This window comes from Pelagibius sp. (assembly GCF_965227505.1).
Taxonomy (GTDB): Bacteria; Pseudomonadota; Alphaproteobacteria; order Kiloniellales; family Kiloniellaceae; genus Pelagibius.
The window spans coordinates 1,892,042-1,913,689 of record NZ_OZ245757.1 but is presented as its reverse complement, the minus strand read 5'-3'; the positions used below and the strand labels follow the sequence as shown (position 1 = coordinate 1,913,689).

Genomic DNA, 21,648 nt, shown 5'->3' with positions numbered 1-21,648 from the left:
ACCGCGCTCACCCGATCAGCGTCTGCCATTCCTCTTCGCTGAGCATCTCCACGCCGAGCTGTTCGGCCTTCTTGGCCTTGGAACCGGCGTCGGCGCCGACCACCACGTAGTCGGTCTTCTTGGAGACCGAGCCGGCGACCTTGGCGCCGAGGGACTCGGCCTTGGCCTTGGCCTCGCTGCGGGTCATGGTGACCAGGGTGCCGGTGAAGACCACGGTCTTGCCGGCGACGGGTGAGTCGGTCGTGGCCGCGGCCACGGCTTCGACCTCCAGCTCCGCTGCCAGGTCGTCGACCATTGCCTTGTGCTGCGGATCGCGGAAGAAGGCGCCGATGTCGTCGGCCATGTTCATGCCAATGCCCTCTATGTCGCAGAGCTCGGCATAGGCCTCGCCGACCTCGGCCGGCTTCTTGGCCTCCGGCGCGGCGGCGCGCTCCGTGGCGGCCTGGATCATGGCGGCCTGCCAGGCGGCCAGCTCGCCATAGCTGCGGGCCAGGAGCTTGCCGGTCGACTGGCCCACCTGGCGGATGCCGAGGGCGTAGATGAAGCGGTCGAGGCCGATGCGGCGCCTGTCCTCGATGGCCTGCAGCAGGTTGGCGACGGACTGCTCGGCCCAGCGCTCGCGCTCCAGGATCGCCTCGCGGTGGTCCCTGAGACGGAAGATGTCGGCAGGGGCCTTGATCAGGCCGGCGTCCCAGAACTCCTGGATGTTCTCCACGCCCAGGCCTTCGATGTCGAAGGCGTCGCGGCTGACGAAGTGCATCAGCCGCCGTACTTGCTGATACGGGCACTCCAGGCCGCCGCTGCAGCGCGCCACGGCCTCGCCCTCGGGCCGCACCACCGGGGTCGCCAGTGGGCAGGGGCAGGTGGTCGGAAAGACGAAGGGCTTGCTGCCCTTTGGCCGCTTGGCCTTCACCACCTCGACCACCTGGGGAATCACGTCGCCGGCGCGCTGGATGATCACGTGGTCGCCTTCGCGGATGTCCTTGCGGGCGATCTCGTCCTCGTTGTGCAGGGTGGCGCGGGCCACCACCACGCCGCCGACGCTGATCGGCTCCAGATTGGCGACGGGGGTGAGGGCGCCGGTGCGCCCGACCTGGATGGTGATGGCGTTGAGGCGCGTCTCCGCCTGCTCTGCCGGGAACTTGTGGGCGACGGCCCAGCGCGGCGCACGGCTGACGAAGCCGAGGCGCTGTTGCAGGTCCAGGCGGTTGACCTTGTAGACCACGCCGTCGATCTCGAAGGGCAGCTCGGCGCGCTCCGACATGATGCGCTGGTAGTAGGCCAGCAGGTCGTCGAGGCCGCTGCAGAGCGCCGCCGGCTCGTTCAGGGTGAAACCCCAGTCTGCCAGACGGTCCCGCGCCTCGGCCATTGTGGCGCCCAGCGGCGCGGAGATCTCGCCCCAGGCATAGCCGAAGAAGTGCAGGGGGCGTGACGCCGTGATCTTGGGGTCGAGCTGGCGCAGCGAGCCGGCGGCGGCATTGCGCGGGTTGGCGAAGACCTTGGCGCCGGCCGCCTCCTGGCGTTCGTTCAGCGCCGCGAAGTCGTGGCGTGACATGTAGACCTCGCCGCGCACCTCCAGCACCTCGGGCCAACCCTTGCCCTTCAGGGTCTGGGGCAGGTCGGCGATGGTGCGCACATTGGCGGTGATCTCTTCGCCCGTCGTGCCGTCGCCGCGGGTGGCGCCCTGAACCAGCTTGCCGTCCTCGTAGCGCAGCGCGCAGGACAGGCCGTCGATCTTCGGTTCCGCCATCACCTCGACCGCTTCCTCCGCGTCGAGGCCGAGGAAGCGGGCGATGCGGGCGAGGAACTCGGCCACGTCTTCCTCTGCGAAGGCATTGCCGAGGGACAGCATGGGCACCGTGTGCTGCACCTTGCCGAAGCCCGCCGCCGGGGCCGCACCGACCTTCAGGCTGGGGCTGTCGGCGCGCTGCAGCTCGGGAAAGCGCGCCTCGATGGCCTCGTTGCGCCGGCGCAGCGCGTCGTAGGCTGCATCGCTGATCATCGGCGCATCCTGCTCGTGGTAGAGCCTGTCGTGCTGGGCGATCAGCGCGGTGAGGCGCGCCAGTTCGGCCCCGGCCTCGGCGGCGGTCAGCTTCTCGACCTCTTTCTCCGCAGTGGCGGTTCTGGATTTGGACGGCGGCATAGGTGCGGTGCGTATCCTCCTAGGCGGCGCCGATCAGACGGTCGGCCGCGGCGCGGGCTTCGTCGGTGATCTCGGCGCCGGAAAGCATGCGGGCGATCTCTTCGCGGCGTTCCCTGTCGGCCAGGTGTTGAACACGGGTCGCCAGCTGGCGCCCGGCCGGCTGCTTCTGCACCTGCCAGTGCCGGGAGCCGCGGGCGGCCACCTGGGGACTGTGGGTGACCACCAGCACCTGGCGGTCGCCGGCCAGCCGGGCCAGCCGTTCGCCGACGGCATGGGCGGTGGCCCCGCCGACGCCGCTGTCGACCTCGTCGAAGACCAGACTGCGTTCCGGATTGATGCTGGCGAGCACCACCTTGACCGCCAGCAGGAAGCGCGCGAGTTCGCCGCCAGAGGCAATCTTGCCGATCGGCCCCGGCGTACTGCCGGGGTTGGTCGCCACTTCGAAGGCGATGCGGTCGAGGCCCTGGGCCGACCAGTCGTCTTCCTCCAAACGGGTAATGGCCGTGGCAAAGCGCGCCCGTTCCAGCTTCAGCGGCGGCAGCTCGCGGGCGACCGCCTTGTCGAGGCGTTTGGCGGCCTTCTGCCGCGCCTCCGACAGCGCTTCGCCGGCGGCCAGATAGTGGCGCCGCGCAGCCGCAGCCTGCTCGGCCAAGGCCGTCAGTTCGGCTTCACCGCCGTCGATGGCGGCCAGACGGGCGGCCAGGTCCTCGCGCAGCGCGATCAGGTCGTCGCAGGCGCAGTGGTGCTTGCGCGCCATGTCCTGCAGGGCGAAGAAGCGCTCCTCCACCGCCTCCAGGCTGTCGGCCTCCAGTTCCATGTCGCCGGCAAAGGCGTTCAGCTGGGCGGCCGCCTCCTCGCACTCCAGCAGGGCGCGCTCCAGGGTCGCGATCGCGGGGGCCAGCGCCTCGCCGCCGGTCTCGGCAATGCGCGCCAGGGCACGCTGGGCGCGGGCAAGGCCGACAGTGGCGCCGGCCTCCTCGTCGTCGATGGCCTGGCGCGCGGCATTGATGCCTTCGATCAGCTTCTCGCGATGCATCAGGCGGTTGCGCTGCGCGGTCAGGCGGGCTTCCTCGCCGGGCTGCGGCTCGAGAGCCGTCAGTTCCTCTACCGCATGGCGCAGAAAGGCTTCGTCGCGCTGGGCCTCGGCCATGCGCCGGGCGGCGTCCTCGCGGGCCGCCACCGCGTCGCGCCAGCCGCGCCAGGCCTGGGCGACCGCCTGGGCCTTGGGCTGCAGGCGGCCATAGGCATCCAGCAGGCCGCGGTGGGTGGCGGAGTCCATCAGGCCGCGCTGGTCGAACTGTCCCTGGATCTCGATCAGGCTGTCGGCGAGGCGGCGCAGCAGTCCGGCCGCCGCCGGCTGGTCGTTCACATAGGCGCGGCTGCGGCCGTCCTTGGCGAGCACGCGGCGCAGGATCAGCACCGCGTCTTCGACCTCCAGGTCCTGCTCCTTCAGGATCGACCAGGCGGGATGCCGGGCCGCGATGTCGAAGGTGGCCGTCACGCTCGCCTGTTCGGCGCCGGAGCGCAGCAGCCTTGCGTCGGCGCGGTTTCCGAGGGCGAACCCCAGGGAGTCCAGCAGGATCGATTTGCCGGCGCCGGTTTCGCCGGTGAGGACGCCCAGTCCGCGATCACCCAGTCCGCGATCACCCAGTCCGCGATCACCCAGTCCGCGATCGTTCTGTTCGGCGTGCGCTCCGGGCGCGCCACCGTCGAAGGTCAGGTCCAGTTTCTCAATCAGGACAATGTTGCGGATCGACAGGGAAACCAGCATTCACCTGTTCCGGTGCAGCGCCGGCCCCTGTTTTAGAAGATGCTGGAGATCCAGGATTCTTCGCTGTCCTCGGGCCGCAGGTTCTCGCCGGTCAGGAGCGCATAGCTGTCGATGTACCAGTCACTGCCCGGGAAGTTGTGACCCAGCACGGCGGCGGTTGCCTGCGCTTCGTCGATGATGCCGAGCGCCATATAGGATTCGACCAGCCGATGCAGGGCTTCGGGCACATGCGTCGTGGTCTGATAGCGCTCGATCACCATGCGGAAGCGGTTGATCGCCGCCAGGTATTCGCTGCGGGACTGATAGAAGCGGCCGATGTCCATGTGTTTGCCGGCCAGATGATCGAGGGCCAGATCGATCTTCAACTCGGCATCGCGGGTGTACTTGCTGTTCGGGAAGCGCCGCGCCAGCTCTTCCAGCGAGTTCAGCGCCTCCGTGGTCATACTCTGGTCGCGCCCCACGTCGGAGATCTGCTCGTAGTAGGAGATCGCCTTCAGGTAATAGGCGTAGCTGACATCGGGGCTGCCCGGATGCAGTTCGATGAAGCGGTCCAGCGCGTTGATCGCCTCGTCGTAGCTGTTCTCCTGATAGAAGGCGTAGGCGGCCATGAGCTGGGCCTTGGAGGCCCAGGCGGAATAGGGGTGCTGGCGCTCGACCTCGTCGAACAGCCGGGCGGCCTCCTCGTACTCCCCGGCCTGCAGGGCATCCAGGGCGCCGTTGTAGAGCTCCTCGACAGGGCGCTCGACGTAGGCCGGCGGCTCGTCGGAACTGCAGGCGGCAACGAAGACGGCGAGCAGAAGGAAGGCTGCAAAACGCCGGAATGGCGCCCCGAAGCGGCGCATGAGGTTTCTCAAGATCATGTCTCTCTACGTGCGTTTGCACGCACCCCGAAGGTCTCGACCTGGAGTTGGAGGCTCGCCATCGCTGGCGGGCCCGGCCAATCTCGCCTGACTGAATCTTGCCTGACTATAGGTCCTCGCGGCGGGCGTCTCAAGCAACCTCGTAGGCTCGGAAACCCTGGAGCGGCCTGCAAAAAAGAGACCGGCCCGGCATCGAAGATGCCGGGCCGGCCCCCTTGGCCCCTAAAGGCCCCTCACCAAACCGTAAAAGCCTTCTCAGGCCCGCGCAGCCACCGCCCGGTCCGGCTGCACCGAAGCGGCGCGGCCGCTGGTCACCGGGACCTCCGACCACTCCCAGGCCTCGGAATCGGCGAACAGCGTATTGAGCAGCCGCAGCGTCAAAGCGTGGCCGGCCTTATCCCCCTGGAAGTGACCGATGATCGGACCGCCGGCCAGGTAGAGATCGCCGATCGAATCGAGCACCTTGTGGCGAACGAACTCGTTGCCGTAGCGCAGGCCTTCTTCGTTCATGATCTCCTTGCCGTTGACCACGATGGCGTTGTCGAGCGACCCGCCGCGGGCCAGGCCCATGGCGCGCATACGCTCGATATCCTGCACGAAGCCGAAGGTGCGGGCCCGGGCGACGTCGCGTTTGAAGGCGCTTTCGGTGACCTCGGTGAACCACTCCTGCTGGCCGATGAGGGTATCACCGAAATCGATGTCGAAGCCCACCGTATAGCCGGCGCCCGGCGACAGCACCGCCGAGCGGTGCGGCTCGGAAACGGTCGTCTCGCTGAGGATACGGATAGCCCGGCGCGGGCTGTCCTGCACCGCCACGCCGGCACATTCGACCAGGAATACGAAGGGCGCGGCGCTGCCGTCCATGATCGGCACTTCCGGCCCGTTCAGCTCGACCACCGCGTTATCGATGCCGCAGCCGCAGAGCGCAGACATCAGATGTTCGATGGTGGCAATCTGGTTGCCCCTGCCGTCCACCAGCGTGGTGCAGAGCGGGGTCTCAACGGCATTGCTCCACAGCGCCTGTACCTCGGACCCGCCGTCGGCGTCCGTGCGCCTGAAGACGATACCCGTGTTCGCCTCAGCCGGATGCAACGTCATGTTGACCTTCGCACCGGAGTGCAAGGCCACGCCCGAACAATGGATGGAATTCTTCAGCGTCTGTTGGCGGACAAAACCACCCGCCGAGGCGCGATCGCTTACCATAGTGCCAGTCTCAATCCTTAGGTTCATCTACCCGTAAAACACCCGAACAGCCGCCGATTTTGTCCTTTACCCCGGCGCACCTCGTGGGCGCGCAATGCAGGGCAGCACGCAGTCTGCTCGGGCAAAGCCACGAATTCAGCCGTTTTCCGCGGGTCCGGACCGTCCGATCCAGCCAGCAACAGCCGCTTCCCTTATTGGATTCCCCCCTTTGGAATCGACCTACGTAAAAACAACTAGGGGGACTATAAAAAGTCCCCCTGAAGTACTCAAATCACTCTTTGTTACAGTATGTTACCGCGCTGCACAGCGGGTTTTGGCCGTTCTTTTGTGCATTTCTTGCTGTCGCGGCGGTCTGACTAGTTTGCCTGGCGGCGCAGGAAGGCCGGGATATCCAGCAGGTCCTCCTCCGCCTGGCTCTGCCCGATGCGCTCGTTGGGGTCCAGGCCGGCCAGGTTCGGCTGAGCCGTGCCCGTGGAGGTGCTACGGGCCGCTGCCGGCGTCTCGCGCTGGGGCTGGGCAATGTTGCTGCCGCGGGCCGGGGCCGGCTGGGGCATCGGCTGCGGACGGGCCTGCCCTGCCTGGGCGGCACGTGCGGTGCTGTCCGACCCCTGGGTCGCCGCCTGCAGTGCCCGGGCCGCGCCGCCGGTGACCTTGGCGAAGAGGCTCTGACCACTGCGCTTGGGGGCCGGCGCCGGTGCCGCCTGCGCGGGTGCGGGGTTTGCGGCGGGCGTGGACGCGGGGGCAGGGGCTGGAGATGGCGCCCCAGACGGCGCTGTTGTATCGAGCGAAGGATAGCGCGTCTCCTTCAGCGGCGGCGGCGCCGCGGGGCTCTCCACGGTCCTGGCCTCGGGCCGCACCGCGTTGGCGATGGCGGCTTCGGCAAAGGGATCGGGTTCGGCGTGGATGATCTGCTGATCCGGTGCCTCTGCCTCCGGCGTCATCGGCGGCGGCGCGATGAAGCTGTCGGCCTCCATGCGGGCACGAACCGGCTCGTTCCGGGGTGCCGGCTGAGCTGCCGCGGCGGCATCGAAACCCGCCTGGACTTCCGGCTCGGGTTGGGCGAGAGCGGTCTGCCCGACGACCATCGGTGCCGCAGTTCCGGCGGAAGGGGCCTGACCGGCGGGAATGGTCATTGCCGGGGCCGCCGGCTGACTCGCCATCTGGGCCGTAGTCTGGGCCGTAGTCTGGGCCGTGGTCTGGGCCGTGGTCTGGGCCGTCGTCTGGGCGCTGGGCGCCTCGGCAAAGAGCCCCGGGTTGCCGCCCGGCTGGGCCGCAGCGCTCTGACCGGCCGCGACTGCCGCACCGCTGTCCGGGGTGCCTTCGCCCAGATCGCGCTGTCCGGCCGGCCTCTGGCCGCCGACGACGCTGAGGGTGATCGGCTTCGGCCGCGCCTGGGCGTCGACGTCGATCCCGGTGGCCACGACGGAGACCCGCATGCGGCCTTCCATCGACTGGTCGAAGGTGGAGCCGAAGATGATGTTGGCTTCGGGGTCCACCTCGTCGCGAATGCGGTTGGCCGCTTCGTCGACTTCGAAGAGGGTCAGGTCCATACCGCCGGTGATGTTGATCAGCACGCCCCGCGCGCCCTTCATGGACACATCGTCGAGCAGCGGGTTGGAGATCGCCGCCTCCGCCGCGCCGACGGCCCGGTTCTCGCCGTCGGCCTCGCCGGTGCCCATCATCGCCTTGCCCATCTCGGACATGACGGCGCGGATATCGGCGAAGTCCAGGTTGATCATGCCCGGGTTCACCATCAAGTCGGTGACCCCGCGCACGCCGGAGTTCAGCACGTCGTCGGCCATCTTGAAGGCGTCCGCGAAGGTCGTCTTCTCGTTGGCGACGCGGAAGAGGTTCTGGTTGGGGATGATGATCAGTGTGTCGACGTACTGGGTCAGTTCGTTGATCCCCGATTCCGCCAGGCGCATCCGGTGCACGCCCTCGAAGTGGAAGGGCTTGGTCACGACGCCGACCGTCAGGATGCCGGCCTCGCGTGCGGCCCGGGCGATGACGGGGCCGGCTCCGGTGCCGGTGCCGCCGCCCATGCCGGCGGTGATGAAGACCATGTGCTGGCCTTCCAGATCGGTGAGGATCTCGTCCAGCGCCTCCTCGGCGGCGGCGCGGCCGATGTCCGGACGCGAGCCGGCACCCAGGCCCTGGGTGATGTTGCGGCCAAGCTGGATGCGCCTTTCGCAGAGCGATTGGCTGAGGGACTGTGAGTCCGTGTTGCAGATCAGGAACTCGACCCCTTCCAGGTTGGATTGGATCATGTTGTTGACGGCATTGCCGCCGGCACCGCCCACGCCGATCACCGTGATCCGCGGAGACAGGTCTGGTGTGGTCGAAGGTACGTTCAGGTTAAGGGTCATATCTGCCTCCAGTCGCCCTAGACTTTCGTAAATCTTGGGATAATCCCCAGCCGGCCTTGCCGGTTCTCGTTGCTCCGATCCGGCCGGAACGTCCGCATAGCCTTTGCAAAACCTCTAAAAGTGTTCACGAAACCAATGCCCCAGGCGGCCGATCAGGCCGCCCATCTCCTGTGCCTCCAGCGAGGCTTCGCCCGGCACCGCGGCATCCGCCGTGACGGCATAGTTCAGTAGGCCCGCGCAGGTGGCGAAAGCGGGGCCGGAGGTGGCTTCCGCGAGGCCCAGCACGCCGGCCGGCCGGCCGATGCGCACCTGCTTGTCGAGCACCATCGACGCCAGTTCGCGGGTGCCCGGCAACTGGCAGCCGCCGCCGGTCAGCACGACGCGGCGGCCGGCGATCTTGTCGAAGCCGCTGAGTTCGAGGCGCGAGCGTACGAGCTCCAGCGTTTCCTCGAGCCGTGGCTGAATGATGCCGACCAGCAGCGAGCGTGGGATCTGCTGCGACTCGGCGCTGTCCTCTTCGCCCACCTGGGGCACGTCGATCAGTTCGTTCTCGTCGGTGGGCACCGCGACGACGTGGCCGTAGAGCGTCTTCATGCGCTCCGAGTGCGCCAATGACGTGGAGAGGCCGCGGGCGATATCGCTGGTCACGTGGTTGCCGCCGACCGGAATGACGTCGGTGAAGATCACGTTGTTTTCGTAGAACACGGCGATGGTGGTGGTGCCGCCGCCCATGTCGATGACGGTCACCCCCAGCTCGCGCTCATCGTCCACCAGGCTGGCGAGGCCGGCGGCGTAGGGCGAGACGACGAAGGCCACCGGGTCGAGATGACAGCGCTGGATGCAGGTGGCGACATTGCGCACCGCGCCGGAGGCCGCGGTGATGATGTGCATGTGCACGCCCAGATGCTCGCCGTACATGCCGCGCGGGTCGCGGATGCCGCGGCTGCCGTCGATGGAATAGCCGGTGGGGATGGAGTGAATGAGTTGGCGGCCGTGATCCTCGCGCTGACGCATCACCTGGGTCTGGTGCCCATGTTCCAGCGCACGGCGCAGGTCGGCCTCGCCGACCTCGTGACCGTTGAGCGAGACCTCGACACCGACGGTGGTCGAGGCCGGATAACCGCCGGAGAGGTTGACGACGACCCGGTCGATGGTCTCGCCGGCCATCTGCTCGGCGGCGTGGACGGCGTTCAGCACCGAGGTTTCGGCCAGGTCCATGTCGATGATGGCGCCGCTCTTGATGCCGCGGCTGATCTGCTGGCCGATGCCGATCACCCTCGGCACCTCGTTGTCGTCGACGCGCGCGATGAAGCAGCAGACCTTGCTGCTGCCGATATCTAACGCTGCGACAACGCCGCCTTTCACGAGGCCCTTTCTCATTCTGCGACTTGCGCTCCTTTCTTCTGCGTCAGCGGATCGAAGCTGCTCACGTGTTTTCACCCTCTTCGGCGCCGTTCTCGAGATCGCTGTCCGGCGAAGTGCGGACCACCAGGCGGTCCGGAAGCCGCAGGTCGATCACCACCACGTCGCGCGACAGCAGGCCCTGCCGGCGCTCGATTTCGGCCAACTGCGCCCAGGCCGCCGCCGCGTCGTCCTCCGGCAGGCGCACGTCGATGCGGCCTTCGATCTGAACGTTCCAGCGCCGCCCGGCGACCAGCACTGCTGAGGTCACGCGCTCGCGCAGCTCGGGTTCGCTGTTCATCACCGCGATGACTTTCGAGGCATGGCTGGCTGCATCGGGCCCCACCACCAGAGGCAGGTGGGCAAAGCGGCGCGGGTCGATCCCCTGAATGACGCTGCCGTCCCGGTCGATCACCGCCACCTTGCCGCGCTCCTGCCAGAGCGCCATGGGCTCGCGTTCCTGCAGGCGGATGTAAACGGTATCCGGCAGCTGACGCTGTACGCTGGCCTGCTGCACCCAGGGCAGGGCCTCCAGCGCCTGCTTGGCCTGCTGCGGATCGACGGCGAGGATGGGAAGGCCGCGCTCCAGGCCCAGGCGCGCCAGAATGACATCGCCCGCGGTACGGTTCCGGCCCTCGATCAGCACATCCTCGACCCGCAGGCCGATGTCGGCCGTGCCCTGCAGCGCGGCGGCCTGCAGCGCGTCGGCCTGGCGCCCGAACCAGCCGTCCTGCCACAGCCAGACCAGACCGCCGACCAGGGCGACGGCAGCGCCCGCCGGCAGCCCGCGGCGGACCAGGCGCCAGTTGATGCCGGCGCGCGGCCGGCGCTGGTTGCGCTTGCCGCGCTTACCACGCTTGCCACCGGGGGCCTTGGTCTTCTTGGTGTTGCGGGCAAAGGGGTTCAGGAATCGCATGCGGCGTTCTCCACCATCCAGGCGCAGAGGTCGGGAAAGGACAGGCCGATGTAGCGGGCCTGCTCGGGCACCAGGCTGGTCGCGGTCATGCCCGGCTGGGTGTTGGTTTCCAGGTAATAGAGGTCGCCCGGCTGGCGGGCAGTGTCGTCGTAGCGGAAGTCGGAGCGGCTGACCCCGCGGCAGCCGAGCGCCCGGTGCGCGGCCAAAGAGGCGGACATGGCCTCGTCGTAAGTGCTTTCCGGAATCTCCGCCGGGACCACATGCACTGCGGCCACGGCGTTGTCCTCGGAGTACTTGGCGTCGTAGTCGTAGAAGCCGTCGCCGAGGGGGCGAATCTCGGTGACCGCCAGAGCGCGGTCGCCCATCACGCTGACGGTGAGTTCGCGCCCGGGAATGAAGGGCTCGACCAGAATGTCCTGCTCGGGGCGCCAGCCGTGCACTGTGATCGGTGGCTGATTGTCGCCCTCGCGCACGATGCGCACGCCGACGCTGGAGCCTTCGCGCAAGGGTTTGGCGACATAGGGCCGCGGCAGCGGGTCGCTGTTGCTTTCCAAGTCCTTGGCCTTGATCACCCGGCCCTCCGGGCTGGTCACGCCGGCGGTGGCGACCACGGTCTTGGCCATCACCTTGTCCATCGCCAGCGACGAGGCCAGCACGCCGGAGTGGGTGTAGGGAATCTGCAGCAGCTCCAGCAGGCCCTGGACGCAGCCGTCCTCGCCCCAGCGGCCGTGCAGGGCGTTGAAGATGGCATCCGGCGCCGGCGTGAGGGCCGCCACCAGCGCGCCCATGTCGCGCGACACGTCGATCTTGCTCACCTCATAGCCCGCTTCGCGCAGAGCTGCGGCGCAGGCGTGACCGGAGTTCAGCGAAACCTCCCGCTCGGCGGAGAGGCCGCCCATGAGAACGGCGACCGACTTAGCCATGATCGCCTCCCTCGGTTGCGGGCACGCCGAGACGGCGGATCTCCCACTCCAGCTCCACGCCGCTGTCGTCCTTCACCCGGCGGCGCACCTCTTCGCCCAGGGCTTCCAGCTCTGCGGCGGTTGCCGTGCCCGTGTTGATCAGGAAGTTGCAGTGCTTCTCGGAGACCATGGCGCCGCCGATCTTGAGGCCGCGGCAACCGGCCGCGTCGATCAACTGCCAGGCCTTGTGTCCCTGCGGATTTTTGAAGGTGCTGCCGCCGGTGCGGGTCTTCAGCGGCTGGCTGTCGGCGCGCTGGCGCTGGATCTCGCGGATCCGGGCCTCGATGAGCTCGGGGTCGCCGGGCTCGCCGGCCAGGCGTGCACCGAGGGCGATCCAGTCCGCCGGCAGCGCCGAGCGCCGGTATTGAAAGCCCATCTCGTCAAGGCCCAGGCGGTGGACACCGCCCTGCGGATCAGCGGCTTCGGCCCAGACCAGAACGTCCTTGATCTCTTTGCCATAGGCGCCGGCGTTCATGCGCAGCGCACCGCCGATGGTACCGGGCACGCCGGAGAGGAATTCCAGCCCGGCGATGCCGAACAGCTTGGCGCTGGTCGCCACGTTGATGTCGAGGGCGGCGGCACCGCAAATCAGGTCACCCGCCTCCGCCTCGATGTCGGCAAAGCCGCGGCCCAGGCGGACCACCACGCCGGGCAGGCCGCCGTCGCGAATCAGCACGTTGGAGGCGACGCCCAGCACGGTCACGGGCACGTCTTCCGGCTTGCCGGCGAGGAAGGCCAGCAAGTCCTCGCGGTCGGCAGGCCGGAACATGACCTCGGCGGGACCGCCGACCCGGAACCAGGTGACCTGGCTCAGCGGCGCCTGCTCGCTCAGGCGTCCGCGCACGGCCGGCAGGCGGTCGATCAGGCGGTCCTTTTGCATGGCTGCCATCGCGGTCATCGCCCCCCTCCGGCCGAAGAGGGGGCGGAACCGCCCTGCAGGGTCTGCAACTCCGCCGGCAGGGCATTGGCCCAGGCGGTGATGTTGCCGGCGCCCAGGCAGACGACGAGGTCACCCGGCGCCGCAAGCTCGTTGACCACTGCCGCCAGCGCCTGGGGAGACTCCAATGCGATCGCCTGGCGATGACCGCGGGCACGCAGGCCCTCGACAAGACCGTCGCGGTCGGCACCCTCGATCGGCTCCTCCCCGGCGGCGAAGACATCGGCGACGATTACCGTGTCGGCGTCGTTGAAGCAGGTGCAGAACTGCTCGAAGAGGTCGGAGAGGCGGCTGTAGCGATGCGGCTGAACCACCGCGACGACCTTGCCCTCGGCAGCTTGGCGGGCGGCGGCCAGAACGGCGGAGATCTCCACCGGGTGATGGCCGTAGTCGTCGATCACCGTGATGCCGCCGGCATCGCCGGTGCGGGTGAAGCGCCGCTTCACACCGCCGAAGCCCGAGAGCGCCGTGCGGATGTTGTCTTCCTCAAGCCCCATCTCGCGGGCCACGGCAATCCCTGCCAGGGCGTTCATTGCGTTGTGCTGGCCCAGCATCGGCAGACGCAGGTCTGCCATCCGTGCTTCGCCGCCGCCGCCGCGCTCGGTGATCGCAACGTCGAAGGTAAGACCGCCGCCTTGGACCCGGATGTCCTCGGCGCGATAGTCCGCCTGCGGGCTGATCCCATAGGTGATCATGCGGCGGTCTTCGATGCGCCCCATCAGGGCCTGCACCGAGGGATGGTCGATGCAGAGCACGGCAAAGCCGTAGAAGGGGATGTTCTCGACGAAGGCCTCGAAGGCGCGGTGCAGCGCCTCTTCGCTGCCATAGAAATCCATGTGTTCGGGGTCGATGTTGGTGACCACGGCGATGGTGGCCGGCAGCTTGACGAAGGAGCCGTCGCTTTCGTCGGCCTCCACCACCATCCAGTCGCCCGCGCCGAGCCGCGCGTTGGTGCCGTAGGCATTGATGATGCCGCCGTTGATGACGGTGGGGTCCAGGCCCGCGCCGTCCAGCAGGGTGGCGATCATGGAGGTCGTGGTGGTCTTGCCGTGGGTGCCGCCGACGGCGATCGACCACTTCAAACGCATCAGCTCGCCCAGCATCTCGGCACGCCGCACAATGGGGATGAAGCGCTGGCGCGCGGCATCGACTTCCGGATTGCCCGATTTGATGGCCGAGGAGATGACGACGACCTGGGCATCGCCCAGGTTCTCGGCGCGATGGCCGACAAAGATCTCGACGCCCATGGCGCGCAGGCGCTGGACGTTGGCGTTCTCCGACATGTCGCTGCCCTGGACCTGATAGCCCAGATTGCACAGCACCTCGGCGATGCCGCTCATGCCGATGCCGCCGATGCCGACGAAGTGGATGGTGCCGAGGTTGAGGGGAAGGCCTCTCATGCGGCCGCCTCCTTGCCCGGCTGCGTGCCCGGACGCAGGCGCCCCCCGCCGCCGTTTTCGATGTCGCAGACCAGGTCCGCCAGATCGCTGGCCGCGTTCAGGTGCGCGGCCGCCCGCGCGCAGGAGGCGGCACGCGCCAGCAGCGCCGGCGTCGAGAACAGCGAGGTCAGGCGGTCGCAGAGGCTCTCCGCGTCCAGACCCGACTGCGGCATCAGCCAGCCGCCGCCGACCTCCACCAGGGCCTGGGCGTTGCCGGTCTGATGGTCGTCGGTCGCCAAGGGGTAAGGCACCATGACCGCCGGGCGCCCGGCCGCGGCCAGTTCCGTAACGGTAGAGGCGCCGGCGCGGCTGATCACCAGGTGGGCCGCCGCCAGCCGCTCGGGCACGTCATCGAAGAAGGGGGCGAGGTCGTGGGCGACGCCGCAGTCGCTGTAGATCTTGGCGACGGCGTCGCCGGCTTCGCCGGGTACCTGCTGGTGCACTGTCAGGCGGCGGCGCAGCGCCTCCGGCAGCCTGGCGATGGCCGCGGGAACCACGTCATTGAAGACCCGCGCGCCCTGGCTGCCGCCGACGACCAGCAGGCGCAGCGCGTCCTGCTCGTTGGGCACCGAATAGGGCCGCGCGCCGATGGCGGCGATGGCCGCGCGCACCGGGTTTCCGGTGATGCGCAGCTTGTCGCGGTCGCCGGCGTTCACGCCGTCGACCTGCTCGAAGGAGATGGCGAGAATATCGGCGCGCGGCGCGAGCAGTCGGTTGGCCCGCCCGAAGACGGAGTTCTGTTCGTGCAGAATAACGCGCAGCCCGCGATGTGCCGCGGCCAGAATCGTGGGCACCGAGGGGTAGCCGCCGAAGCCGACGGCGACCTGCGCCCCGCTGCGCTTCAGGTGGCCGCGCGCCTGTAGATAACCAAGGGCAAGCTGCGTGACGGACTTCAGCTTCTTGGTCAGCCCGGCCCCGGCCATAGCCCCGGCAGGGATGCGGAAGGTTTCCACCTGCGGCAGGTCGGGGCCGAAGCCGCCGCCGCGCTGGTCGGTAATGAGCATGACCTCGACGCCGCGTGCCAGCAGCTCGCGGGCGAGCGCCTGGGCCGGGAACATGTGGCCGCCGGTGCCACCGGCTGCCAGGGCCACTTTTTTGGGAAGCTTCGCCGTCTCGGTCATGGCTTCGCCTCCCCGCCGACCCGGCGCCGCGTGAGCGCCAGCAGCATGCCCATGCCCAGCGCCAGCGCCATCAGCGACGAGCCGCCGTAGCTGAGGAAGGGCAGGGTCATGCCCTTGGTGGGCATGAGGTGCAGGGTCGAAGCCATGTTGATGAAGGCCTGAAGGCCGAACTGGACCAGCAGGCCGCTGGCTGCCAGGAGGACGAAGAGCGAGTTCTCCTGCAACAGGCGGGCGAAGCCCCGCAGCACCACGAAGGCGAAGAGCCCGAGGATCAGGAGGCAGGCGATGAGCCCCAGTTCCTCGCCCGCCACCGCGAAAATGAAGTCGGAATGGGCGTCGGGCAGCTGCGCCTTCACAGTGCCTTCGCCGGGCCCGCGACCGAGGAGACCGCCGTTCATGAAGGCTTCGATGGAGCGGTTGATCTGGTAGCGGTCGCCGGCTGCCGGATCGAAAAAGCTGTCGACCCGGGCAGAGACGTGGGGCAGCGCGAAGTAGGCGGCGACGAGGCCGCCGGCACCGACCACGGCCAGCACCGCGATCCAGGCCAGAGGCAGGCCGGCCAGGAAAACCTGGGTGCCCCAGATGGCGGTCAGCAGCACCGCCTGTCCGACGTCCGGCTGCAGCAGCAGCAGGGCGACCATCATCAGCCAGAGGGCCACGGCGATCTTGGCGCCAGGCACGCCGGTTTCCTCCGACTTCAGCGAGAACATCCAGGCCGCGACCACGGCGAAGCAGGGCTTGGCGAACTCGGACGGCTGGATCGACAGGCCGCCCAGGGAAATCCAGCGCGTTGCGCCTTTGATCTCCGGTCCGACGAAGAGCGTCACGATCAGCAGCACCACAGACCCCAAAAGGCCGACGCAGGCGATGCGGCGCACCCAGCGCGGCGTCGCCAGGGAGACCGCGATCAGCACGGCCGCGGCAAAGGGCAGCAGAACGATCTGGCGGCTGGCGAGCTGAAAGGACTTGAGGCCGATGCGCTCCGCCGCGGCGGGGGAGGCGGCCAGCATCAGCACGGCGCCGAAGCCCATCAGCGCGATCAGCGACAGCAGGGTCCAGCGGTCGACGGTCCACCACCAGCGGCCCAGCAGGCTGGTATCGGTGCGCGCGAAGCTGCTCATGACGCGCCCTCCGGGCTGAAGGCAGCGCCGACGTCGCCGCGTTCGCCGGGCAGGGCGGCCACGAGGTCGCGGAAGGCATCGCCGCGGATCTCGAAATTCCGGTACTGATCGAAGGAGGCGCAGGCCGGCGACAGCAGCACCACGGCGCCCGGATGCCGCGCCGCTTCGGCGGCGGCGGCCGGCACCGCCTCTTCCAGCCGGCCGCTGAGGGTGAAGGGCGCCTGGCCCTGCAGAATGCCGGCGATTTCCTCCGCCGCCTCGCCGATGAGAAAGGCATGGACGATGCGGGGGAAGTAGCGTTCCAGCCCGGCGATCCCGCCTTCCTTGGCGCGGCCGCCGGCAATCCAGACGATCTTGTCGTAGCAGGCCAGCGCCATGGCAGCCGCCTCGGCGTTGGTGGCCTTGGAATCGTTGATGAAGGGCACCCCGTCGATGACGTCCAGAATCTCCTGGCGGTGCGGAAGGCCGGGAAAGCTGCGCAGGCAGGCGGCGATCACCGGGGCGTCGACTCCGATGGCCCGGCAGGCGGCATAGGCGGCCGCGGCGTTCTGCCAGTTGTGGACGCCCGGCAGGCTGGCAATCTCTTTCAGGTCCAACGCCGGAACCCGGGCGCCATCCATGTCGTCGATCAGCACGCCGTCCTCGACGTAGACGCCGCCCGGCACGATACGCTGGCCGGAGATCGGAACGACCTCCTGCTCGTCGGCGGCCTTCAGGGCGCTGTAGATCTCCGAACAGGTCTCGTCGTCGACCCCGATGACGGCGCTGCGCGGCTTGGTCTGGCGGTGAAAGATCATGCGTTTGGCGGCGACATAGCCCTCGAAGCCGCCATGCCGCTCCAGATGGTCGGGGCTGATGTTCAGCAGGACCGCCACGTCGAAGGTGATGGAGCGCGTCAGTTCCAGCTGGTAGGACGACATCTCCAGCACGTAGACGCCTTCGAGATCGAGCGGCTCCAGCGTCAGGGCCGGCGTGCCCAGGTTGCCACCGACCGCGACCGCCCGGCCGGCGAGCTGCAGGATGTGGCCCACCAGCGCCGTGGTGGTCGACTTTCCGTTGGTGCCGGTGATGCCCAGGAAGCGTGCGTTGCGCTGGGCGCGGCCCAGCAACTCGATGTCGCCGATGATCTCCACGTCATGCGCGCGCGCCGCCACCACCACCGGGTGCGGCTCAGGGTGGGTGTGGGGAATGCCGGGTGAGAGGATGAGGCTCGTCACCTCCTGCCAGTTCACCTGATTGAGGTCGACCAGCGGAATCTCCGCCGCGCGCGCGGCGGCGCGCTGGTCTTCGCTGTCGTCCCAGGCCCAGACCTCGCCGCCGCCGGCCTGAAGGGCCCTGGCCGCAGCCATGCCCGACTTGCCGAGGCCGAGCACGGCGACGGGCAGACCGGAGAAGAAGGAGAGGTCGATCATCGTCCGGCCGGCCTCACCGCAGCTTCAGGGTGGAGAGCCCGGCCAGCGCCAGGACGGAGGCGATGATCCAGAAGCGGATCACGATGGTGGGTTCGGCCCAGCCCTTCTTTTCGAAGTGGTGGTGCAGCGGCGCCATACGGAAGACGCGCTTGCCGGTCAGCTTGAAGGAAGCGACCTGGACGATCACCGAGACCGTTTCCAGAACGAAGAGCCCGCCGATGATGCCCAGCACCAGCTCGTGCTTGGTCACCACGGCGATGGAGCCCAGCGCCCCGCCACAGGAGAGCGAGCCGGTATCGCCCATGAAGACCATGGCCGGTGGCGCGTTGAACCAGAGAAAGCCCAGGCTCGCCCCCACCAGCGCACCGCAGAACACCGCAAGGTCGCCGGTGCCGGGCACGTAGTGGACTTCCAGGTAGTTGGCGAAGAAGGAGTTGCCGACCAGGTAGGCGATGAAGGCAAAGCAGCCGGCGGCGATCATCACCGGCACGATGGCGAGACCGTCCAGGCCGTCGGTCAGGTTCACCGCGTTGGAGGCGCCGACCATGACGAAGACGGCGAAGGGCACGAAAAACCAGCTGAGGTTGATCAGCAGGTCCTTCAGAAAGGGCACCGCCAGGTGGGTCGCCATCTGCGGCGGTGCGATGTAGGAAATCCAGACCGCCGCGGCGGTGCCGATGATCACCTGGACCAGAAGCTTCAGCCGCCCCGGCAGGCCGTCGCTGGAGCGCTTGGTGAGTTTCAGATAGTCGTCGAAGAAGCCGATCATGCCGAAGCCGACGGTGACCAGCAGCACAGCCCAGACGTAGGGATTGGCCAGATCCGCCCAGAGCAGGGTGGAGATCGTGATCGCGATCAGGATCAGGAAGCCCCCCATGGTCGGGGTGCCCTTCTTGGTCAGCAGATGGGCTTCCGGCCCGTCCTCGCGGATCGGCTGGCCTTCGCCCTGCTTCGACTTCAGCCAGGCGATGATGCGCGGTCCGAGAAGAAAGGAGATGACGAGCGCCGTGATCACCGCTCCGCCGCTGCGGAAGGTGAGGTAGCGAAAGAGATTGAAGACGATGTGCTCATCGGCCAAAGGGGTGAGCAGGTTAAAGAGCATCGAGGTGCTGTCCCCTTACTGTCCGTTTGCCGCGCGGGGCAGGTCGGTGCCGAGCGCCAGCAGCGCCTCGACCACTACGGCCATACGCGACCCGAGCGAGCCCTTCACCAGCACGCTGTCGCCGGGCCTGACGGCTGCGGCGACCTGGGGGGCCAGCGCCTTGGAGTCTTCGCAGTGAACCGCGCGCAGGTCTTCCGGCAGTGCCGCGTGCAGGGCCGCCATGTCCGGCCCGCAGGTGAAAACCAGATCGATGCCGCAGTCCCTCAGGGCTTCGCTGAGGCTGGCGTGCATCTCCTGCGACTGGTCGCCCAGCTCCAGCATGTCGCCGAGCACGGCGATGCGGCGCCCATCCTCGCCGACGGACGAGCGGCCCAGCACTTCGAAGGCCGCACGCATGGAGGTCGGGTTGGCGTTGTAGCTGTCGTCAATCAGTTTGAAGCTGCCGCCCGGGGTTTCGACGCTGTGGCGCTCCCCGCGTCCCTTGATGGGCCGCAGGCTGGCCAGCTGCGCGGCGGCCTTGGCCACGTCGCCGCCGGCGGCCCCGATGGCCGTCAGCACGGCCAGGGAGTTCATCACCCAGTGGGACCCCGGCATGGCCAGGCAGTAGTCCAGTTCCATCCCGCGGACCGCGGCCTTTACCGAACTGCAGGTGGCATGCAGCGACTCCTCGATCACCCGGGTGTCGGCCTCACCGTGGCGGCCGAAGCTGAGGATGCGGCTCAGGCCCGCCGCCTCCGCCTTGTCGCGCAGGTGATGAAAGAAGGCGTTGTCCCGGTTCAGCACGGCGTAGCCGTTGGCATCCATGCCTTCGAAGATCTCGGCCTTGGCATCGGCGATTCCGGCGATGGAATCGAAATTGCCGAGATGCGCCGGCTCGATGTTGGTGATGATCGAGACGTGAGGGCGGACCAGGGCCGTCAGCTCGCTGATCTCGCCGGCGTGGTTCATGCCGAGCTCAAAGACCCCGTAGACCGCCTGACGCTGCATGCGCGCGAGGCTGAGCGGCACGCCCCAGTGATTGTTGAAGCTGCCGACGCTGGCGGCGGTGAGGCCTTGGGGCTCCAGGCAGTGGCGCAGAGCCTCCTTGACCCCGGTCTTGCCGGCCGATCCGGTCACGGCGATCAGGCGGGCCTGGGTGCGTTCGCGCGCCGCGGTGCCGAGGCGCCAGAGCGCCGCGAAGGTGTCGTCGACGATGATCAGCGGGTCGCTTTCGTCGATGCCGTCGGCGCGGCGGTGCACCATCGCCGCCGCGGCGCCGGCCTTCAGGGCCTTGCCGGCATAGTCGTGGCCGTCGAACGTGGGCCCTTTGAGGGCGATGAAGAGGTCGCCGTCTTCGACGCTGCGGGAATCGATGGAGATGCCGCTGGCCCGCCAGTCGCCGGTCAGGCGCCCGCCGGTGGCCTGCGCCACCTCTTCCGCCGTCCAGAGACCCGCTTCGATCATCGCGCGGCCTCCGCGTCGGCATGAATGGCGGTTCGGGCGACGTCGCGGTCGTCGAACGGCAAGACTTGTCCCCCAACAATCTGGCCAGTTTCGTGGCCCTTGCCGGCGATGACCAAGACATCGCCCGAACCCAGCGCGGCCACCGCGGTGGCGATAGCCGCCCCCCGATCGCCGATCTCTTCTGCTTCCGGTGCCGCGGCCAGCATCTCCCGGCGGATCGCCGCCGGGTCCTCGCTGCGCGGATTGTCGTCCGTGATGTAGGCCTTGTCGGCCAGGCGCACGGCGATTTCGCCCATCTGCGGGCGCTTGCCGCGGTCGCGGTCGCCGCCGCAGCCGATGATGACCGCCAGCCGGTTGCGGGTGTGCGGCCTGAGCGCGTGCAAGACGGTCTCCAGCGCATCGGGCGTGTGGGCGTAGTCGACATAGACGTGGCCGCCGGCGGCGGTCTCGCCCACCAGTTCGACGCGGCCGGGGACGCCTTCCAGGCCGGACAGCGTGGCGGCGGCGCGGTCCAGGTCCTCGCCGCCGGCGATGACCAGTCCCAGGGCCGCCAGCACGTTGCCGGCCTGAAAGGCGCCGGCCACGCCAAGCGACACGGTCATTTCGCGCCCCAGCAGCTTCAGGGCCAGATCCTGGCCGGTCGCCGTGGGCGTCTGTTCCAGCAACTGCAGGTCGGAGACTGCTTTGCCGTAGGTGAGGATCTTCAGGCCGCGGGCCTTGCAGACTTCGACCACCTGCACCCCGGCCGGGTCGTCCAGGTTGACGACCGCCGTGCCATCGGGCTGCAGCAGTTCGGCGAAGAGCCGCATCTTGGCGGCCAGATAGGCCTCCATGCTGCCGTGATAGTCCAGATGGTCGCGCGTCAGGTTGGTGAAGGCTGCGACGCTGACCCGGATCCCGTCCAGTCGAAACTGGTCGAGTCCATGGCTTGAGGCTTCCAGCACAACGTGATCGACGCGATCACGGGCCAGCGACGCAAGACAGCGGTGCAGCTCCACCGGATCGGGCGTGGTCAGCGACGCCGGTGCATCGGCACGCGGCGGCTGCAGCCCGAGGGTGCCGAGACTGGCGGCCTCGTGGCCGAGGGCGCGCCAGATCTGGCTGGTGAAACTCGCAACCGAGGTTTTGCCATTGGTGCCGGTCACGGCCACGGCCGTCGCCGGCTGGCGTTGGTAGAACCGGGCCGCCAGCAGGGCGAGGCGCCGGCGCGGATTCTCATCGGTGATGAGCGCAACCGCCGGCGTGCCGGCAGGCAGCGTGGTGCCCTTCGGCGCCAGGACAGCGGCGGCCCCTCTGTCCAATGCCTGGGGGATGAAGTCGCGGCCGTCTGCGCGGCTGCCGGGCAGGGCGGCAAAGAGGGAGCCGGCGGCGACCTGCCGGCTGTCCGCCGTCAGTCCGCTGATCTCTACCTCTGCGAATGCCGCTGCGGGCTGCATTCCGTTGTCTTCCTC

16 protein-coding genes are annotated in these 21,648 nt (G+C 68.5%); all 16 read right to left on the bottom strand.

Annotated features, from left to right (window positions below):
• Positions 1–7 precede the first annotated feature (7 nt).
• The gene (ligA, locus tag ACO06P_RS08965) at positions 8–2,143 is read right to left on the bottom strand and encodes an NAD-dependent DNA ligase LigA (RefSeq protein WP_420349772.1); all 2,136 of its coding nucleotides are present in this window, start codon (positions 2,141–2,143) and stop codon (positions 8–10) included.
• A gap of 19 nt (positions 2,144–2,162) precedes the next feature.
• Positions 2,163–3,914 (bottom strand): DNA repair protein RecN, encoded by a 1,752-nt coding sequence (gene recN, locus ACO06P_RS08960; protein ID WP_420349771.1) that lies wholly within the window; start codon positions 3,912–3,914, stop codon positions 2,163–2,165.
• 32 nt (positions 3,915–3,946) lie between these two features.
• Positions 3,947–4,774: an outer membrane protein assembly factor BamD gene (bamD, locus tag ACO06P_RS08955; protein WP_420349770.1), complete on the bottom strand. Its 828-nt coding sequence runs from the start codon at positions 4,772–4,774 to the stop codon at positions 3,947–3,949.
• A 255-nt stretch (positions 4,775–5,029) separates the two neighbouring features.
• Complete coding sequence (lpxC, locus tag ACO06P_RS08950) at positions 5,030–5,977, bottom strand: UDP-3-O-acyl-N-acetylglucosamine deacetylase (RefSeq protein WP_420349769.1); 948 nt, start codon at positions 5,975–5,977, stop codon at positions 5,030–5,032.
• A gap of 356 nt (positions 5,978–6,333) precedes the next feature.
• A complete protein-coding gene (gene ftsZ / locus ACO06P_RS08945; protein WP_420349768.1) occupies positions 6,334–8,343 on the bottom strand; it encodes a cell division protein FtsZ in 2,010 nt (669 codons plus the stop codon).
• Between the two features lie 114 nt (positions 8,344–8,457).
• Positions 8,458–9,723: a cell division protein FtsA gene (gene ftsA / locus ACO06P_RS08940; RefSeq protein WP_420349767.1), complete on the bottom strand. Its 1,266-nt coding sequence runs from the start codon at positions 9,721–9,723 to the stop codon at positions 8,458–8,460.
• A gap of 46 nt (positions 9,724–9,769) precedes the next feature.
• Positions 9,770–10,660: a cell division protein FtsQ/DivIB gene (locus ACO06P_RS08935; protein WP_420349766.1), complete on the bottom strand. Its 891-nt coding sequence runs from the start codon at positions 10,658–10,660 to the stop codon at positions 9,770–9,772.
• Positions 10,648–11,583, bottom strand: a complete 936-nt coding sequence (locus tag ACO06P_RS08930) for a D-alanine--D-alanine ligase (protein ID WP_420349765.1) — start codon at positions 11,581–11,583, stop codon at positions 10,648–10,650. The genes ACO06P_RS08935 and ACO06P_RS08930 overlap by 13 nt, the downstream gene beginning before the upstream one ends.
• Positions 11,576–12,520, bottom strand: coding sequence for a UDP-N-acetylmuramate dehydrogenase (gene murB, locus ACO06P_RS08925; RefSeq protein WP_420349764.1), 945 nt, complete (start codon positions 12,518–12,520; stop codon positions 11,576–11,578). Before murB ends, ACO06P_RS08930 begins: the two co-directional genes overlap by 8 nt.
• A complete protein-coding gene (murC, locus tag ACO06P_RS08920; RefSeq protein ID WP_420349763.1) occupies positions 12,517–13,959 on the bottom strand; it encodes a UDP-N-acetylmuramate--L-alanine ligase in 1,443 nt (480 codons plus the stop codon). Before murC ends, murB begins: the two co-directional genes overlap by 4 nt.
• Positions 13,956–15,119: an undecaprenyldiphospho-muramoylpentapeptide beta-N-acetylglucosaminyltransferase gene (murG, locus tag ACO06P_RS08915; protein ID WP_420349762.1), complete on the bottom strand. Its 1,164-nt coding sequence runs from the start codon at positions 15,117–15,119 to the stop codon at positions 13,956–13,958. The genes murC and murG overlap by 4 nt, the downstream gene beginning before the upstream one ends.
• Positions 15,116–16,240 carry a putative lipid II flippase FtsW gene (gene ftsW, locus ACO06P_RS08910; protein WP_420349761.1) on the bottom strand — a complete coding sequence of 375 codons (1,125 nt, stop codon included), beginning with the start codon at positions 16,238–16,240 and terminating at the stop codon, positions 15,116–15,118. The genes murG and ftsW overlap by 4 nt, the downstream gene beginning before the upstream one ends.
• The gene (gene murD / locus ACO06P_RS08905) at positions 16,237–17,652 is read right to left on the bottom strand and encodes a UDP-N-acetylmuramoyl-L-alanine--D-glutamate ligase (protein WP_420349760.1); all 1,416 of its coding nucleotides are present in this window, start codon (positions 17,650–17,652) and stop codon (positions 16,237–16,239) included. Before murD ends, ftsW begins: the two co-directional genes overlap by 4 nt.
• Positions 17,653–17,665: 13 nt before the next feature.
• Positions 17,666–18,754 carry a phospho-N-acetylmuramoyl-pentapeptide-transferase gene (gene mraY / locus ACO06P_RS08900; RefSeq protein ID WP_420349759.1) on the bottom strand — a complete coding sequence of 363 codons (1,089 nt, stop codon included), beginning with the start codon at positions 18,752–18,754 and terminating at the stop codon, positions 17,666–17,668.
• Between the two features lie 15 nt (positions 18,755–18,769).
• Positions 18,770–20,197, bottom strand: a complete 1,428-nt coding sequence (locus ACO06P_RS08895) for a UDP-N-acetylmuramoylalanyl-D-glutamyl-2,6-diaminopimelate--D-alanyl-D-alanine ligase (protein ID WP_420349758.1) — start codon at positions 20,195–20,197, stop codon at positions 18,770–18,772.
• Positions 20,194–21,633 carry a UDP-N-acetylmuramoyl-L-alanyl-D-glutamate--2,6-diaminopimelate ligase gene (locus tag ACO06P_RS08890; RefSeq protein WP_420349757.1) on the bottom strand — a complete coding sequence of 480 codons (1,440 nt, stop codon included), beginning with the start codon at positions 21,631–21,633 and terminating at the stop codon, positions 20,194–20,196. Before ACO06P_RS08890 ends, ACO06P_RS08895 begins: the two co-directional genes overlap by 4 nt.
• Positions 21,634–21,648: the final 15 nt, after the last annotated feature.